Raw genomic sequence first — 17,397 nt, 5'->3', positions numbered from 1 at the left:
TTAGGTGATTCAGGGACTTGCCCGTAAGTAAGCGGTACGGGTGCTTCAGGGGGTTGCCGGGCTTACGGTGACATCGACCGTCGCGTCTTCGGTGTAGGCAGCTACCGAACCGCGCAGATAGGGGGAATCGGTGTCTGTTACGGTCACCAGGTCCCGGCCGTCGACAGTAATCACAGCAGTCATTACTCCGGCCGAAGTGGTGTCAATTCTGATTTTCAGTCTATGCGCCTCACCCACCGCGAATTTAGGCGTGCTGCCAGAGGCCAGGAACTGCTGCTTACCGGGGTAGTCCGGATTCTGCTTGGACACCTCCCACCCGTTGGGCTTGAGCACCACCGCGTAGAAGTGGTCATTGTCCTGATAGCTCCACAGCAGCCAGGCGACCTCCCACGGATTGGGCGAGCTTCCCCGGCGCAGCTGGGCGCGCGTGCGCAGTGTCGCCTCCAGGCCCGTCACGCGCCCCTGCGCCACCGAGACGGCGCTTGAGATGGCCAGGCCGGCATGCGTCTCATCGGGGCGGGTGGCAGGAGCCGGGCTGAGCCGCACCGTCTGGCCCTCGCAGGCGGCGGTACCGTACCCGTCAAAGACCAGGCGCCAGCTGGAGCAGTTCAGGTTGTCCTCCTTCGCGAAGCAGACCGCGGTCAGCGTCGCGGCCACCGCGACTACCACCAGCACGGCCACAAGCCTTGCCGCGCGCCCTAGCCGCCTAGGGCCGACTGCCCCGGTCATGCCCCTGCCTCCGCAGCGGCCTGGCCGACGAGGGCACCTGGAGCGCGGGCCGCCTCGCGGGCGGTCTTGGCCCAGCCCGAGCGGCCGACGAGCTCGCGTGCGAGCGCACGCCACCCGTAGATACCGGACAGCAGACCGTAAACCACAAACACGTGGCACCAGGCTATGCACCGCAAGGGCCCCGTCCCCTCCTGCCGGACTCGGCGCCAGTACACGAGGGCGTACAGATATGACGGCCCGAAGGCGAGCAGATAGGCACTCGGCGCCCACGCCCACGACTGCGGCACGCCCCAGGCGAGGTTCATGCCGAAGAGCAGCAGCATCAGCAGGAAGGACGCCGGCAGCAGGGATCCAGCAAGCAGGAGGTACGGGCTCAGAACCTGCCAGAGCGTATCCGCGCGCGCACGTCCGCGCAGCTCGCGGGCTACAAACCCCAGCAGTGCGCGCGCCTGCAGATTGCCCTGGAACCAACGCGTGCGCTGGCGCACAAGCCGCCGCAGGGAGGTCACACCCTCCTGATGTACCGCGGCCTCGCCCCGGTACTCGTTGACCCACCGGGTGCCGTTGAGCCGGATGCCCAGGTCGAAGTCCTCGGTCAGGGAGCGCGTCCAGGGCTTGGTACCCAGCGCGTCGAGCGCGGAGAGCCGCACGAATTGGGCGTTACCGCCCATGCCCACACTGCCGAGGCGGCGACGCCCCTGCTGATATATCGCGGTGAAGGTCACGAACTCGATGTCCTGCATACGGGCCAGCAGGGAGGCACTGCGATTGGAGATGCGTACTCCGAGCTGGACCGCCCCGATGTCCCTCGTCGCGAAGGCGTCGCGCAGGATCTGCCAGGCCGAGGGATCCAGGTGACCGTCGGCGTCTACCACGCCGACGATGACCTGCTCGGGGTCCAGCTCCCGGTATCGCTCTCGCACTACGGTCACAGCCTGGTTCAGGGCTTCACCCTTACCCTGCCGGGCGTCAGGGGGATCGCGGCGCAGTAGGGCGACACGTGGATCATCGAGCGCACGGACAATCTCACTCGTGGCGTCGTCGGAGCCGTCGTCGATGACCAGGACCGACAACTCGGGACTGGGATCGGTCAGGAGCCGACTCACTGAGGGACCGATTACGGACTCCTCGTTGAGGCAGGGCATCAGGACCACGATTTGCAGCGCCCGCACGTCGGCGTCCTTTGCCGAGCGGGAGGAGGCGTCCACGCGGGCGCCACCTCGGGCCGCGCTACGTGCAGCGCCCGTGAGAAATAGTAGATAGCTCAATGCCACTACCACCATCGCAAGGGCGCTAAGAGAGCCAACCAAGTCCAGGTTACGCAGCAGGTCCCCGGCGTACACGGGCATATAAATCCGGGTCATACGCCTACACCGCCGCTTCCAGAGGGAGCCCGCTCGGCAGACAGCAGCGCCTCCGGGCCCGAGGCACCGCCCCCGACCGCAGGGCGCCGGCCGCCGCAGCGGACCCGCACGCCCCCATAGGTATTCAGCGCCAGGAAGAGCAGGGCGATCAGAAGAAATCCGAAGCCCGCCGAATCAAGCAAGACACGGGCTACAGTCTCTAACCAGCCAGCGACTACGCCGGAATCCGATTGGTCGAGAACGGCCACGGATAGTGAGTATTGCATGTCAACTCGTCAGGAACAGAAGGGTCAGGGAGGGGACGGCGCCGACCCCGTAGAGGACGCGCCGACCCTTGACCCAGACGATAGCACAGGTAGATCGGATTTACCTTCGCGAAATACCTCATATCAGCGCGACCGGCACAACTCGATCCGCCGCTCACCATGGCATTGCATGAGCCACACTAATCCACGTATTGACATAGAAATTCGCACGTCAAATCCGCGCTTTTTAATTCATCGGCGCCTAGCGCGGACCGCCTCACCGTGAGCGGGCAGGTCCTCGGACTCGGCCAGTGCGGACAGCGGCGCGGTCATGGCCGCCAGGGCGTCGGCACCGTACTCAATGACCTGCACGGGCTTGAGGTAGGCCATAACGCTCAGCCCGGCGGCGAAGCGCGCAGTACCGCCGGTGGGCAGGACGTGGTTGGAGCCGGCCAGGTAGTCGCCCAGCGGGACCGGCGAGTAGGGCCCGACGAAGATGGCACCGGCATTGTGGATGCGGCGGGCCAGAGCGGCGGCTGCGGCCGCGTGAATCTCCAGGTGCTCAGCTGCGTAGGCGTCGGCGACCTGCACGGCCTGGTCGAGGTCACGCACCAGCACGATGCCGGACTGCTTTCCGGTCAGGGCGGTTTGGGCGCGCCCGCGGTGTCGGGTGGCGTCCAGGCGGCGAGCCAGCGCGGTATCCACGGCATCGGCCAGGGGCGCGGAGTCGGTGATCAGCACGGAGCCGGCGTTGGGGTCGTGCTCCGCCTGGGAGAGCAGGTCGGCGGCGACGTACTCGGGGTTGGCCCCCGCGTCGGCGATGATGGCGATCTCGGTGGGGCCGGCCTCGGCATCGATGCCGACCACGCCGCGCACGGCGCGCTTGGCGGCAGCCACGTACACGTTTCCGGGCCCGGCCACCACATCGACCGGCGCGCACAGGGTGCGCCCGTCCTCCCCACCCGCCAGGGAGTCGGCCCGGTCGACGTCGTCTGCGGCCTCGGCTCCATAGGCGAACATGGCGACGGCCTGGGCGCCGCCGACCGCGTATACCTCCGTGACCCCCAGCAGGGCGCAAGCGGCCAGCACCGTGGGGTGCGGCAGGCCGCCGAACTCCGCCTGCGGCGGGGAGGCCAGGGCGATCTGCTCCACACCGGCCACCTGTGCAGCAACCACGTTCATCACCACGGAGCTGGGGTAGACGGCCAGGCCACCGGGAGCGTACAGACCCACCCGACGCACCGGAATCCAGCGCTGGATGACGTGACCGTCGGGGATGATCTCGGTGTCGCGCTCGGTGGGCAGCTGGGCGGCGTGCCCGGCGCGGTTGTGGGCGATGGCCAGCTCCAGCGCCTCGCGCACCTGCGGGTCCAGGCCCTCCAGCGCCTCTTGCAGGGCCGCCGCCGGCACCCGCAGATGGACCGGGCGCACGCCGTCGAAGCGCGCGGCAGCGTCCCGCAGGGCGGCGGCGCCGCGTTCCCGCACGTCCGCAATGGTGGGGGCCACGGACTCAAGGGCGGCGGTGACATCCTGTTCCGCGCGCGGCAGAGCCGCAGCCAGTTCCCGTGCCGGCAGGTTCGGGTCGCGCAGGTCGATGCGGTTGAGCAGCATGGTGGGAGCCTACCGGCTCCGGTAGCGACGAGTGCGCGCGTCATTAATGGCCCCGGCCCAGTTCAGGCCGTAGCCGAAGCGGTAAGCGTTACCGGCTGAGTCGGTGTAGGCCGCGTAGTCGAAGGGCAGGTCCTCGCAATGCGCCTCCACCGCATCCATCGACGCCGGCAACGTGATCGGCAGCAGGCCGCTGGGCTCGTACTCCCCGGCAAGCAGCTCCCAGACCACCGACTGCTGTACGCCGAAGTCGACGACAATCGCGTCTGCGTGGGGCTCCAGCTCGGCCAGCACGGCCGGGTTGTGCATACGCACCACCACGATCACGGGCCGGTCCCCCATCAGCTCCCGGGCGGCAAGGACCGCATCGAGGTCGGTTTCATTGGCGGCCCGGTTGGTCTTGCCGCGATAGGCCCGGTCCCCGGTCTCCCGGAAGTCACCCGCCGCCAGGGAGCGGGCACGGGCCGTGGCAGCGGTGTAGGGGCGGTACTGGAGCGTCAGCGGCAAGTAACCATTGCCGCCGGCCTCGCGGTCGGCCGTCGAATAGGGATTGGACAGGGGTGACTCGATGAAGACGACGGCGGCGTCGGCGTCCTGGGGGTCCGTAACCCGCTCGTAGGGGCAGGCTGCGGCGTCAAGGGGATCGATGTCGCGCGCGGGTTCACCACCGCGCATGAAGCCGGGTTGCGCGTCCACGTGTCGGATGGGAACCCACACGCGCCGCACATCGGCCCCGAGCGGCAGGACGGCGGTACCGGCGGCACGGTGGTTCTTGAGCAGGACCAAGCTGTCACGCTGAGCGGCGCGCGCCGCGGTGGCAAAGGCCTCGCAGCCGACGACCGCGCTGGAGTCAGCGGGATCCAGGTACGGGTTCTCGAACAGGCCCGCCCGGAAGAGCACTCGCAGCAGGCGGGCGGCCGAGGCCTCGAAACGGGCACGCGCCGCAGCCTCGCCGTCGCGAAGGGCCAGGCGCCGGTACGCCTCGATGATCGGCGCGCAGTCGCTGTTGCCGCCGAACTGGTCCACACCGTTGTCAAGGGCCAGGAGGTGGCGGTCGGCCACGTCCAGGTCCTCCACGCCGTAGCAGCGCTGGCCGAAGTGATCGATCTCAGGATCGGGATCGGCGGTGATGCCCCAGTCGGTGCACACCACCCCGTCGAAGCCGGATCGCTCGCGCAGCATGTCGTGGACGATTGCCTGGTGGTAGGAGTTGGCGCGCGGTGTTGAGTCGCCGCCGGTATTGACCACCCGCCCGTCCGGGGTGCGGTAGTGCCAGGCGATCGTGTAGTAGGGCATGACGGCGCCGGCGCAGCCCGTGGGCCCGTGCAGGTGGAAGGCGGCCTCGAAGGCACGCAGGTGCTCCGCCTCATTGCCGCCGGGATACACCGCGAACTTGCCGAAGCCGTAGTGGGCGTCGCGGCCGCCCTCCCCAGTACCGCCGCCGGGCCAGTGCTTGACCATGGCGGACACCGAGGCGCTGCCCCAGCCGGGGTCGCTGGCGGCCGCGGCTACCGCCGGCAGTTCGGCGTCGGCCGGGGTACCCGTCATGCCGAATGCGGCACCGTCCCCACTCGTCGGTGTGGTCTGCATACCGTCGCAGTAGGCCCGGGCGTAATCGGCCACCAGGCCCGAATGCGGACCCCAGGTGTCCTGCAGGCGCATCCAACGCGGGTCGGTGGCGATGTCAATCTGCGGACCCAGCGCGGTGGTGATACCCAGGGCGCGGTACTCGCGGGAGATGATTGCGGCGTACTGGCGCACTCGCTCGGGATCGAACAGTGCCGCCATACCCAGTCCCTCCGGCCAGCGGGAGACGTCGGCGGCCAAGGTGGCGAACTCGGCGCCGGAGGTATCGGCCGCACCGTTGCGGGGATCGCTGGAGGTATTCACCGGCACGCCCAGCGGCTCGGACTCCGCGAGGGCCTGCAGGGCGTTGTTCCAGCGGGCTGCCGTGCCCGCGTCCTGGAGGGTGAAGGCCAGGACGTGACGGATATGATCGGCGGTGAGCATGGCGCGCTGCTGATCGGTCAGCGCCCAGGCGGGCGCTCCCGCCTCCTGGCGGGTGCGCCCGCCGTAGCTGCCGGCGAAGGGTCCGACTCCCGGATTGGGAACGGGCTGGTGGGGCGAGTAGAGCATCAGCCCCGCGATTGCCTCGAGGCTCATCCTGGAGGCGAGGTCGGCGGCGCGCTCCGCGGCGGGAAGCCGCCAGTCCTCGTAGGGCAGTAGCGCTCCGGTGCGGGCCAGGTCCTTGAACAGGTGGCCGTCGGCCTCGAGTATGGGGGCTGAGGTGGTTCCCAGGGTGGGGCCATCCGGTTGCGGGTGCAGCGTGAACACGGGCTCGGCGTAGTCGCCGGCTGCGGATGGAGCAGGGCTGGATTCGGGGGCTGCGTTCACGGGATTCACTGTGGCTCCTTCGCTGCACGGCCGCACGGCAGCGGCCGTGCGGAACAAGCATCGCACGGACGGGGCACATGAGCGGGGCGATCACCAGGGGACATGCGCGGGACGGCCGCCACCGGTACAGGCGCGAGCAGCTGCTTAGGCCTCAGGCGCCTGGCGGTTCCGTCCGCCGGTCGACGATGTGGATGGGCCCCTGCAGCCCACAGTCTCCAAGGGCGGTATCGAGTTCGGCCACCAGCTCCTCCAGGCTGGTCAGCCCCGCCGCCACCTCCGCATGCTCGATCTGAAGTGCGGCGACTCCCCCGAGTTCAAGTACCGGTTCTATGACGAACCGCTCCGCCGCGCCCTCCTGCAGCAGCGCCAGGTCCTCACCGGCCCCGTAAACCACCGTCTGCGCGGAAGGCGGGCCCAGATCAGTGCCAAACAGCGGATCGTGCAGGGACACCTCCATGAACACGGTGCCGTCCTCAGCCTCTAGTCGCTCATGCCCGAGCCGCCGCAGTCCGCGGCAGCATCTTGCGGGCAGCGTTCCCGTGCTGCCATCCGGCCCCGCACCTGTGTAGGCGAAGGCGCGCAGCCCGGAGCGGATGAGCGCATCAGCGAGCGCTCCTATACGCGCATCGGCCAGGGCATCGGTCCGCTCACCGGTTGCGGTCAGGACCAACCAGTCGGACTGCGGCAAAGGCTGCTCCAGGACGAATCCGGCCCCCTCGCCCACACTACGTACCTCCGCAGTCGCCTGGCGGGGGAAGACTCGCACAAAGGCGGTGCGCGGGCCGGCTCGCGTCACCAGCGCAGTGGTCAGGACCAGCCCGGCATCAACCAGCCAGGGCACCCCCGGCGTCGGCCCGGGCGGTTCGTGCTTGCCGCCGGCGGCAGCACCGCTGGCGGCGGAGTCGGGCGAGCGGGAGTTGGTCATGGCGGCACGGTATCGCCGGGGTACGACACGAATCCGGAGGTCTTAAGGGCCGCCGGGCGGCGTCGGGACCGGTGGTCGCGCCTCGACTGGACTCCCGCTTCACGGGCCGCGCCTGCGCATCCCGACCCACCAGTTCCCACAACCCACAGTGAACGTTCACATTCAGGGGTGAATGCGCCTATCATCAGTTCTGCAGCCGACCGTCCGGCGTGAGGATGCGCCCGGCGGTGAGCAGGCGGTAACCGCCTGAAGTGAATGAGCAACGGAGCAACACATGACCCCAGACACCACTGCCACCAGTCTCGACCCGACCAGCACCGCCCTTGGCATTGAGCTCGGCTCCACGCGGATCAAGGCCGTGCTGGTAGACGCCTCCGGCTCCGTACTGGCCGACGGCGGACACACCTGGGACAACGAGCTGGTTGACGGCATATGGACCTACGCGATCGATGCAGTCATCACCGGCCTGCAAAGCGCCTATGGCGAGCTGGCGCGGTGCTACCAGGAGCGCCACGGCGCTCCGCTCACCGAGGTGGGCGCGATCGGCGTCTCCGGGATGATGCACGGCTACCTTCCCCTCGATGCGGGCGGCGAGCCGCTGGTTCCCTTCCGAACCTGGCGCAACACCTTCACCCAGGACTCCTCCCGCACGCTTTCGCAGCTATTCGGGCTCAACATCCCCCAGCGCTGGTCGATCTCGCACCTGCACCACGCCATCACCCACGGCGAGGAGCACGTCGGACGCATCGCCCACCTGACCACCCTGGCCGGCTACGTCCACTACCGCCTGACTGGAAGGCACGTGCTAGGTGTGGGCGAGGCCTCCGGGATGTTCCCCATCGGGCCGGACGGACGAGGCTTCGACGTCGGCATGCTGGCGGACTTCGATCATCTGGTGAAGATGCCCTGGCAACTGGCAGACATCCTCCCCGAGGTCGCGGCCGCCGGGCAGCAGGCCGGACGCCTCACCCCCCAAGGCGCACGCCTGCTGGATCCCACCGGAACGCTCCGCCACGGCATACCGCTGTGCCCCCCGGAGGGGGACGCCGGCACCGGCATGGTGGCAACCAACTCCGTACGCCCCCGCACGGGCAACGTATCGGCGGGCACCAGCGCATTCGCCATGATCGTTCTGGAGCGGCCGCTGCGCAGCCTGGTAGAGCAGATCGATCTGGTGGCCACCCCGGCCGGGGCGCCGGTGGCCATGGCGCACTCCAACAACTGCACCTCGGACCTGAACGCCTGGGTAGAGGTATTCTCCCAGTTCGCCGATGCCATCGGCCATCCCGTCCAACGCGGGCGGCTGTTCGACGTCCTGCTGGGCGCCGCAGCCGCCGGGAATATGGATGACGCCGGGGTCCTGTCCTACAACTTCCTGTCCGGAGACGCCATCGTCTCCCTGCCGGAGGGCCGCCCGCTGACGGTGCGACGGCCCGGGACGTCACTGACCCTGGCCGGCCTGATGCGCTCGCACCTGTTCGCCGCCTTCGCCTCCATGGCCTACGGACTGCAGATCCTCAAGCAGAGCGAGGACGTTCCGATCGACTCGATGTTCGCCCACGGCGGCATATTCAAGACTCCGGAAATTCCCCAGCGGGTACTCGCCGCAGCCTTCAACACTCCGGTGTCCGTGGGGCAGGCTGCCGCCGAGGGCGGGGCCTGGGGGATGGCACTGCTGGCCGGATTCCTGCTCGGCGGCGCGGGGATGACCCTGGAGGAATACCTGGACCACCGCATCTTCGGGGGTCTGGAGGTTCATACCGTCACCCCCAGTGCCGAGGAGGTTGCGGAGTACGCACGCTACCTGGAGCGCTTCATCGCCGCCCTACCGCTACAGCGCGCTGCCGCCGAGGTCTTCTGAGGCTCGCACGGACTTCCACCGTGCCGGCGCCCTCCACGCACCGGTCCGGGAACCAGCCGGGGCCGTCGCGGTCGGCGTTAGTCCCGCGCCCAGTGCTCCCAGCAGGCGGCACGCTCGGGCGCCGCCCAGGCGTCGTCGGGGGTGCCCACCTCTCCCGTGCTGCGGTTGACAACCAGCGCCGGAAGCTGTGGCTCTCCACGCGCAGCGCAGTCATGACCGAGCATGTGCAGCAGTGGCCCCATATGCCGGGGCAGTACCGCGCCTCCGATCAACGCACTGAGTTCGCCGTAGGTCACGACCTCGCGGTGTGCCGCAGCGTCAACAAGCACCTCCCGTGAGCGCGCGACCGCATTGGCCAGCCGGGGTGTAAGCGTATGCATTCGCTCCCCCACCGGGTAGCGTTCCCCCACTGTCAGGGCGAGCTCCGGGACGGGTGCGGAGCCCGGTTGACCTGGGCCCAAGGACCGCCCCGCCGCCGCTTTCATGCGTACATACTCGCAAATCACTAGGCAGCTGCGCGAACCCACCGCGTGAACCGGTGCACTGCCGCCGCAACCAGGCCGAGTGCCGTCGTTTGCGCCCGGATCCGTAGCCGCCTGCGCGGCTGCAAGGATAGGGGTATGAGTACCGCTTCCTTCCAGGCGCCCCTTCCGACCGTCGAGATTCGCGGCGAGATCAAGCTCGGCCAGTTCCTCAAGCTAGCCGGCCTCGTCGAGGACGGCTCGCAGGCGCGTATAGCCGTCCAGTCCGGCGACGTCACGGTGAATGGCGCGGTTGAGACCCGGCGCGGTCACCGCCTGGCCGACGGCGACGTCGTCGTCGTGAACCTGCCGACGGGTGCGGCGGGCGCCGTGGTGTCCGCCTCCTGAGTCCCGGGGCCACCGCCGTCAGAGTCGGCAAGCCACACCGCCCACACGCCTTCTCCATCTGGTTCGAGCCTTTGCACCCTGGTGTGCGGGAATTTGCCGCACACCAGGGTGCAAAGGCTCGCAACAGGGCGACGGGCCACTCCTGCCAGATGGCTGACCGACGTCGCCGACATCCACAGATCAGCCTGGCAACACCCACCCGCGCATCTCATTAACACCCCAGGCGCCGCGGCCCCGGAATCCGTCCCAGGCTATGTCTCATGCAGCCCTACCCCGCGCCCCCGCCCATGCCCCCGATGACCTTCACCTCAGAGCGCACCCGACGCACTTTGCACGCCAGCAGCGACTTGATCCCGATCGATCGCGGTGCCTACGCGCGGCCGCCGGACTCGGCCGCACCGCTGTGGTCGCAACGGCAATACGTGACTCTGGCACGATGCCAAGCAGTGCTGCACGCTCACCCCTCCGCCATCAGTCTCACGCACGAGGCGGCTGCAGTAGTTCAAGGCATCGCCGTTCCCACCGCCGAGCCCGATATCCGGGTCGCCGTGCCACGCAACCATTCGCGCACGCGCAAGCTCCTGCCCTCGCAAACGTATGTGCAGCCCACCGGCGAGTACCCGGGCCGACGTGTGTCCGCCATACGATCCACCACCTCCCCTGCCCCACGCGAGGTGCAGGTCGTCAGTGGCATGCGAGTGACGACGCCGCTTCGGACCGCTCTGGATTGCGCCTTCGACTTGCCGGCGCTGGATGCGATTGTCGTGGTCGACTCGGCTCTGCGCGCCGTTTGCAGACCCGACCGATTCACGGGTCGCTGCCAGGGAGAATTGCTCGCCGCCCAGGGCGTGGAACTGCTGCGCGAAATGGTCGAGGCACAGGGGGCGCGGGCAGGGAAGCAACGGGCGCGGGCCGTCGTCGCCATCGCCGACCCCAGGGCCGAGTCTCCCGGCGAGAGCGTGCTGCGTGGGGTGGCACATGCCATTGGTCTGCCGGAACCACGGGTGCAGGAGCGTTGGGCCGACGACGTCGAAATGACCGAGTACTTTCTGGACCTGGCCTGGCCCGAGTATCGCATTGCGCTCGAATTCGACGGCTACGGCAAGTATCGCAGCGCCGAGGACGTCCGCAATGAGAAGCACCGGGAGATGCGGCTGCGCAATGCTGGTCGCTGGCAGGTTCACCGCGTCGAGTGGCGCGACCTGCACGATCGAGAGTCCCTCGGGCGCCGTCTAGTGGACTTGTTTCCACCATCCGTAGCACGCCTGACACGACGCCGGAGGGACCTGTGGCTTTAAAACCGTCGCGCTCACGGAGCCACGTACCACTGACACACGCAAAATCCGCATGGTACGAACTTTTGCACCCTGGTGTGCGGCAATTAGTCGTACACCAGGGTGCAAAGGCTCGCAATAGAGCACAAAGGGTCGCAGCAGGCCGCCGTGGTACCCACGGTCCGCGGCAGCGGAACCTCTCAGCAGGACGGGCGTCAGCGCTTGAGGCAGCCGGGTCCGAGCAGCGCCTTGATGTCGGAGTAGAACGCTGCCGAGGCCTCCACGCGCAGGGAGTTGTCCAGCTGCGTGCGTACCTCACGCCCAGGACTCGTCAGCGTCAGCCGTACGGTGGACATGCCCGGATGCTTCTCCAGCACCGTCTTGAACTGCTCGACCAGCGGACCGGTGCAGCGGTTGGTCGGGAGCGTGATCGTAACCGCCTCGTGCGTTGCGCTGGACACGTCCGGCACCGTCATCTCCTGCACGTACAGGGCGACCTGACCGTCGCGGCGGTTCAGGCGGCCGCGTAGCGTCACCACCGTGTCCGGCGCCAGCATCGTGGAGACAGTCTGGTAAGTGGAGGGGAAGAAGAGGGCTTCGATGCTGCCACCGAGGTCCTCGATCTGGGCGATCGCCCACAGGTTGCCCTGCTTAGTGGTCTTGCGGGTCAACGAGGTGATCAGGCCGGCAATGGTGACCATGGCGCCATCGGGCCGGTCGTCGTCCTCAATCAGGTCGGAGATCTCAGTGTCCGCCAGCTTGGCCAGGGCACTTTCCAGCCCGAGCAGCGGGTGATCGGAGACGTACAGGCCGAGCATGTCGCGCTCGTAGGCGAGCTTGTCCTTCTTGTCCCACTCGGGCAGGTCCGGCACCTCCGAGGAGAACACCGGGCCGGAGCCGAATCCGGCGTCGGCGGTGCCGCCACCGTCCCCCATGACGGAGGCGAACAAGTCGAACTGCCCAGCCGCCTCGTTGCGTTTGACACCGATGATCTCGTCAACGAAGTCCTCATGGCAGGCCTGCAGGGCGCGCCGGGACTTACCGAGCGTGTCAAAGGCGCCGGCCTTGATCAGCGAGTCAATGGTGCGCTTGTTGCACACGACCGCCGGCACCTTGTCGAGAAAGTCCTCGAAGCTGGTGAAATCGCCCTTCTCCTCCCGGGCCTGCACAATGGCGTCCACCACGTTGGCGCCGACGTTGCGGATCGCCCCCAGGCCGAAGCGAACATCGTCCCCGACCGCGGAGAACTGGGAGCGGGAGGCGTTGACGTCCGGCGGCAACACCTTGATGCCCATGTGGCGGCACTCGCCCAAGTACACGCCCAGCTTGTCCTTGTTGTCCTTCTGGGAGGTCAGCAGCGCCGCCATGTACTCGGTCGGGTAGTGCGCCTTGAGGAAGGCAGTCCAGTAGGAGACCACGCCGTAGGCCGCGGAGTGCGCCTTGTTGAAGGCGTACTTGGCGAAGGGCACCACCACGTCCCACAGGGCCTTTACGGACTCCTTGGAGAAGCCCCGCTCCACCATGCCGGCCTCGAACTCGACAAACATCTTCTCCAGGATGTCCATCTTCTTCTTGCCCATGGCCTTGCGCAGCGCGTCGGCCTTGCCCATGGAGAAGCCCGCCAGGTCGGTGGCGATCTTCATGACCTGCTCCTGGTAGACGATCAGGCCATAGGTGGTGCCCAGAATCGGCTCCAGGGCTTCCTTGAGCTCGGGGTGAATCGGGGTGATTTCCTGCAAGCCGTTCTTGCGCAGGGCGTAGTTGGTGTGGGACTCCGCACCCATCGGCCCGGGGCGATATAGCGCGCCGACGGCGGAGATGTCCTCGAAGTTGTCCGGCTTCATCAGCCGCAGCAGGGTGCGCATGCCGCCGCCATCCAGCTGGAAGACGCCTAGCGTCTCGCCGCGGGAGAGCAGTTCGTAAGTGGCCTTGTCATCCAGCTCGATGTGGTCGATATCCAGCGGCTCCTTACCGTTGGCGACGATATTGTCGAGCGCGTCGGAGATAACCGTCAGGTTGCGCAGGCCCAGGAAGTCCATCTTCAACAGGCCCAAGTGCTCACACGTCGGGTAGTCGAACTGCGTGATGTAGGCACCGTCCTGCAGGCGCTGCATCATGGGGATGATGTCGGTGAGCGTGTGGCTGGACATGATCACCGCGCAGGCGTGTACGCCCCACTGGCGCGTCATGCCCTCAAGCCCGCTGGCCAGCTCGACGATCTTCTGCGCGTCCGGGTCCTCGGCGTGCAGGTCTCGGAACTGCTGCGCCTCGCCGTAGCGGGGGTCCTCGGGGTTGAAGATCCCCTTGATAGTGATGTCCTTGCCCATGATGGTGGGCGGCATCGCCTTGGTAAGGCGGTCCCCGACGGCGTAGGGGTAGCCCATCACGCGGGAGGAGTCCTTCAGGGACTGTTTGGCCTTGATGACACCGTAGGTGACCACCTGGCTGACCCGGTCGTCCCCATACTTCTGCTTGACGTACTCGATGACCTCATCGCGCCGGCGCTCGTCGAAGTCGACGTCGATATCCGGCATGGAGATGCGCTCGGGGTTCAGGAAGCGCTCGAAGATCAGACCGTGGTTCAGCGGGTTGAGCTCGGTAATGCCCATGGCGTAGGCGACCATCGAGCCGGCGCCGGAGCCGCGGCCCGGCCCCACCCGGATGCCGTGGTCCTTAGCCCAGTTGATGTAGTCGGCCACCACCAGGAAGTAGCCGGGGAAGCCCATCTGCACGATCACGTCGATCTCGTACTCGGCCTGCTTGCGGCAGTCCTCGGGGATGTTGCCGTGGAAACGGCGGTCCATGCCCTTCCAGCACTCGCTTATGAACCAGGACTCCATGGTCTCCCCCTCGGGAACGGGGAAGACCGGCATGAAGGACGCACCCTCGTCGATAGTCTGGAAGCTGACGTTGCACTGCTCGGCCACCAGCAGCGTATTGTCGCAGGCCTGGGGCATCTCCTTGAACAGGGCACGCATCTCCCGGCCCGGGCGCAAGTAGTAGGTGTCACCGTCGAACTTGAAGCGGTCGGGATCCGAGAGCACTGAGCCGGAGTTGATACACAGCATCGCGTCCTGCACAGTACGGTCCTCCGGCCGCACGTAGTGCGAATCGTTGGTGGCCAGCAAGGGGGCATCCAGAATCTCCGAGATGCGCAGCAGGTCCTTGATGACGCGTCGCTCGATGTCCAGCCCGTGGTCCATCAGCTCGACGTAGAAGTAGTCCTTGCCGAAGATATCCTGCAGCTCGCCGGCAGCGCGCAGGGCCTCATCCCACTGCCCCAGGCGCAGGCGGGTCTGCACCTCGCTGGATGGGCACCCGGTGGAGCCGATCAGCCCACTCGCGTAGCGCGACAGCAGCTCACGGTCCATACGCGGCGCCTTGCCCCACTGCCCCTCCAGTGAGGCGTAGGAGTCCAGGCGCATCAGATTGTGCAGTCCCTCGTCATTGCGGGCCAGCAGTGTCATGTGCGTGTAGGAGCCGCGGGCGGAGACGTCGTCGGAGCGCTGGGACTCGTCGCCCCAGAACACACGGGTCTTGTCGAAGCGGGACGTGCCCGGCGTCATGTACGCCTCAACCCCGATGATGGGCTTGATGCCGGCCTGCTTCGCCGCGGCGTAGAACTCATAGGCCCCGAACATGTAGCCGTGGTCGGTAATGGCCAGGGCGCGCTGCCCCAGCCGCTTGGCCTCGGCCACGTAGTTCTTGATCTTGCCCGCGCCATCAAGCATGGAGTAGTCCGTGTGCACGTGCAGGTGGACGAAGTCGTCGTAGGGCTCCTCGCCGTCCGCCTGCTCGCCTGCCATCCGTACCGCGCTCGCCTCTGCCATGCGGCTCATCTTAGGGGCGCAGGAGCGTGCGGGCCATGTCCTGATGCCAGATGCCGGCGTCCCGGTAGCGCGCGCCGGTGAGCACCCGGTAGCCGCAGCGCCGGTAGAAGCCCATGGCGTGCTCCTGCGCGGAAAGCACCACGGTGACGGCGGCCCGCCCCGCCCCCGGCACGGAGTCGGGCGGCGTCCCGGGACCGGCGTGCGACTCGCCGTAAGCCATCGGCGAAGTCGCCACGGCCGCATGCTCCAGGGCGGCTCGCTCGACGGCGGCCACCATCCGCGCACCCAGGCCGGTGCCGCGTGCGGCGCGCCGCACAGCCAGGCGGCCCAGGTGCGCCAGCCCGGGGTGGCTGGAGTCGATCAGCAGTCTGGCGGAGGCCAGCGGTGCACCGTCTGCGCCGGAAGCCAGCAGGTGGATCGTGGTCGCATCGAAGTCGCGGGCGTCAATCTCCAGGGCGAGCGGTACATCCTGCTCAATGACGAACACCTCCAGGCGCACGTCCGCCAAGCCGCACCGCACCGTGTCCAGGGCGGGGTCGGCGTCGTCGCCGCGGACCGTAGCGAAGGAGACCGGTTCGACGACGGCGCGCAGTGGCTCGATCTGCAGCGGCGGGTGGCCGGTCGGGACCGGGTCGTGGGGCAAGACTCACCTCCGGGGTGCCGCACGAGTACGGACAGCGTAGCGCCCCTCCCGGCGACCGCTTCTACCGACCTCGGCGAATTCAGGGCAGGCGCAGGACCTCCAGGGCGTGGACCAGGTCATCCGGGTAGTCGCTGCGGAAGGTCAGCATGCGACCGGTGACTGGGTGCGCGAGGGTGAGCCGCGTCGCATGGAGCCACTGCCGCTTCAGGCCGGTCTGGGAAGCCAGGGCCGGGTCGGCCCCGTAGGTGGTGTCTCCCACGCAGGGGTGGCCGACGGCGGCCATGTGCACCCGGATCTGGTGGGTACGACCAGTCTCCAGGTGGACCTCAACCAGGCTCGCGTAGGGCATCGCCTCTATGACGTCGTAATGGGTAATGGACTCCCGCCCGCCATCGATGATCGCCATTTTCCACTCGCGCCCAGGGTGGCGGCCGATGGGGGCATCGATCGTGCCCGAGGAGGGATCGAGGTGCCCCTGCACGAGTGCGTGGTAGACCTTTTCAACCGCATGCTCCCTGAAGGCACGCTTGAGCACAGAATAGGCCTGCTCCCCCTTGGCTACGATCATGACACCGGAGGTGCCCACATCCAGCCGGGACACAATGCCCTGGCGCTCGGCGGCTCCGGAGGTTGCCACGCGCACATGCATGGCTCTCAGGGCACCCAGCACGTCGGGTCCCTCCCAGCCGACGGAGGGATGCGCTGCCACGCCGGCCGGCTTGTCGACGACGACGATGTCATCGTCCTCGTACAGGATCCCCAGGCCGTCAACCGGAGTGGGTGCGGGCTGCACCGGGCGGGGATCGGGCAGGTCAGCCTCGATCATGGCGCCCATATCCAGGCGCAGGGACTTGTCCGCCGGGGCGCCATCGACCCGGATCCTGCCGGCGGCGCACAGGGCTTCCACCCTGGAGCGGGACAGCCCTGTCATACGCGCAAGCGCCACGTCGACTCGCTGCCCGGCCAGCCCGTCCGGAACCGGTAGCAGCCGCAGGCTCATGCCTCAGCCTCCGCATGCCGACCCCGACCGGCACCGGCGCGAGTGCCATCCAGCTCGAGGCCCCGCAGGGACAGCACCATGATCACGACGGCTGCCACCACGATGGCGATATCGGCGATATTGCCCACGAACCAGCCGCCGTAGTCGATGAAGTCCACTACGTGTCCGCGTAGGACACCGGGAGAACGCACCAGCCGGTCGATGAGATTGCCCACCGCGCCTCCCAGTACCAGACCCAGCGCCGCCGCCCACCAGGCCGATCCCAGCCGCCGCGACATACGGGCGACCGCAACCGTCACCGCAATGGCGATCAGGCCGAAGATCCAGGTCTGCCCGGTGGCGAAGGAGAACGCGGCGCCGGGATTGCGCACCAGCACCAGGGTCAGCCAGTCGCCCAGCAGGTGCACGCGCCGACCGCCGCTGAGCGCCGCCACCGCCCATACCTTGGTCAACTGGTCGGCAACCAGAACCGCTGCGGCCAACAGCCACACGAACGCCGTGTAACGCCGTGTGGCCAAGCCCGGGGACTTCGCCGATGCGGCGCCTGGATCGGTAGCAGTGCCGGGCCGGAGCGGCCTGGCGGGCTCAGTGTAATCGCTCATGGTCCTTACACGTATGGGTCAACGCTGCGGTTGGCAAGTATCAAGGGCGCACG

12 protein-coding genes and 1 pseudogene are annotated in these 17,397 nt (G+C 67.9%); 3 read left to right on the top strand and 10 right to left on the bottom strand.

Annotation, left to right across the window (positions count from 1 at the left end; all coding sequences use genetic code 11):
* Positions 1-45: 45 nt before the first annotated feature.
* From GZ997_RS01695 to GZ997_RS01675, 5 genes are all read right to left on the bottom strand, one after another.
* Positions 46-729, bottom strand: coding sequence for a hypothetical protein (locus tag GZ997_RS01695; RefSeq protein WP_162678598.1), 684 nt, complete (start codon positions 727-729; stop codon positions 46-48).
* Positions 726-2,093: a glycosyltransferase gene (locus tag GZ997_RS01690; protein ID WP_238994172.1), complete on the bottom strand. Its 1,368-nt coding sequence runs from the start codon at positions 2,091-2,093 to the stop codon at positions 726-728. Before GZ997_RS01690 ends, GZ997_RS01695 begins: the two co-directional genes overlap by 4 nt.
* 497 nt (positions 2,094-2,590) lie before the next feature.
* Entirely contained in the window at positions 2,591-3,946 is a 1,356-nt protein-coding gene (gene hisD, locus GZ997_RS01685; RefSeq protein WP_162678611.1) for a histidinol dehydrogenase, read from the bottom strand.
* A gap of 12 nt (positions 3,947-3,958) precedes the next feature.
* The gene (locus GZ997_RS01680) at positions 3,959-6,349 is read right to left on the bottom strand and encodes a glycoside hydrolase family 3 N-terminal domain-containing protein (RefSeq protein ID WP_343212242.1); all 2,391 of its coding nucleotides are present in this window, start codon (positions 6,347-6,349) and stop codon (positions 3,959-3,961) included.
* A gap of 142 nt (positions 6,350-6,491) precedes the next feature.
* Complete coding sequence (locus tag GZ997_RS01675; protein WP_161924348.1) at positions 6,492-7,265, bottom strand: hypothetical protein; 774 nt, start codon at positions 7,263-7,265, stop codon at positions 6,492-6,494.
* A 274-nt stretch (positions 7,266-7,539) separates the two neighbouring features.
* On the opposite strand from GZ997_RS01675, the gene GZ997_RS01670 reads away from it, so the two are divergent.
* Positions 7,540-9,126, top strand: coding sequence for an FGGY-family carbohydrate kinase (locus GZ997_RS01670; RefSeq protein WP_162678597.1), 1,587 nt, complete (start codon positions 7,540-7,542; stop codon positions 9,124-9,126).
* Positions 9,127-9,203: 77 nt separating this feature from the next.
* On the opposite strand, the gene GZ997_RS01665 is transcribed toward GZ997_RS01670, so the two are convergent.
* Positions 9,204-9,506, bottom strand: a complete 303-nt coding sequence (locus GZ997_RS01665) for a hypothetical protein (protein ID WP_161925368.1) — start codon at positions 9,504-9,506, stop codon at positions 9,204-9,206.
* A 240-nt stretch (positions 9,507-9,746) separates the two neighbouring features.
* Between GZ997_RS01665 and GZ997_RS01660 the strand changes: the two genes are divergently transcribed.
* Both GZ997_RS01660 and GZ997_RS01655 read left to right on the top strand, forming a co-directional pair.
* Complete coding sequence (locus GZ997_RS01660) at positions 9,747-9,995, top strand: RNA-binding S4 domain-containing protein (protein ID WP_161924349.1); 249 nt, start codon at positions 9,747-9,749, stop codon at positions 9,993-9,995.
* A gap of 446 nt (positions 9,996-10,441) precedes the next feature.
* On the top strand, positions 10,442-11,293 hold the full coding sequence (locus tag GZ997_RS01655) for a hypothetical protein (RefSeq protein WP_162678596.1): 852 nt from the start codon (positions 10,442-10,444) through the stop codon (positions 11,291-11,293).
* Positions 11,294-11,484: 191 nt separating this feature from the next.
* On the opposite strand, the gene dnaE is transcribed toward GZ997_RS01655, so the two are convergent.
* From dnaE to lspA, 4 genes and pseudogenes are all read right to left on the bottom strand, one after another.
* Positions 11,485-15,075 (bottom strand): DNA polymerase III subunit alpha, encoded by a 3,591-nt coding sequence (gene dnaE / locus GZ997_RS01650; protein ID WP_162678610.1) that lies wholly within the window; start codon positions 15,073-15,075, stop codon positions 11,485-11,487.
* A 34-nt stretch (positions 15,076-15,109) separates the two neighbouring features.
* On the bottom strand, positions 15,110-15,742 hold the full coding sequence (locus GZ997_RS01645) for a GNAT family N-acetyltransferase (protein WP_162678595.1): 633 nt from the start codon (positions 15,740-15,742) through the stop codon (positions 15,110-15,112).
* A 79-nt stretch (positions 15,743-15,821) separates the two neighbouring features.
* Positions 15,822-16,742 (bottom strand): RluA family pseudouridine synthase, encoded by a 921-nt coding sequence (locus GZ997_RS01640; protein WP_162678594.1) that lies wholly within the window; start codon positions 16,740-16,742, stop codon positions 15,822-15,824.
* Between the two features lie 29 nt (positions 16,743-16,771).
* Positions 16,772-17,260 (bottom strand): annotated as a pseudogene (lspA, locus tag GZ997_RS01635) (signal peptidase II); the annotation flags it as partial.
* Between the last annotated feature and the right edge of the window lie 137 nt (positions 17,261-17,397).

Source organism: Actinomyces sp. 565 (assembly GCF_010365615.1).
GTDB lineage: Bacteria > Actinomycetota > Actinomycetes > Actinomycetales > Actinomycetaceae > Actinomyces.
This window is presented reverse-complemented; position numbering and strand designations above follow the sequence as displayed.

Coding starts and splice junctions, on each gene's coding strand:
- GZ997_RS01675 (WP_161924348.1), bottom strand. CDS start 7,265: ATGACCAACTCCCGCTCGCCCGACTCCGCCGCCAGCGGTGCTGCCGCC.
- GZ997_RS01660 (WP_161924349.1), top strand. CDS start 9,747: ATGAGTACCGCTTCCTTCCAGGCGCCCCTTCCGACCGTCGAGATTCGC.
- GZ997_RS01640 (WP_162678594.1), bottom strand. CDS start 16,742: ATGAGCCTGCGGCTGCTACCGGTTCCGGACGGGCTGGCCGGGCAGCGA.
- GZ997_RS01690 (WP_238994172.1), bottom strand. CDS start 2,093: ATGACCCGGATTTATATGCCCGTGTACGCCGGGGACCTGCTGCGTAAC.
- GZ997_RS01665 (WP_161925368.1), bottom strand. CDS start 9,506: ATGCATACGCTTACACCCCGGCTGGCCAATGCGGTCGCGCGCTCACGG.
- GZ997_RS01670 (WP_162678597.1), top strand. CDS start 7,540: ATGACCCCAGACACCACTGCCACCAGTCTCGACCCGACCAGCACCGCC.
- GZ997_RS01695 (WP_162678598.1), bottom strand. CDS start 729: ATGACCGGGGCAGTCGGCCCTAGGCGGCTAGGGCGCGCGGCAAGGCTT.
- dnaE (WP_162678610.1), bottom strand. CDS start 15,075: ATGGCAGGCGAGCAGGCGGACGGCGAGGAGCCCTACGACGACTTCGTC.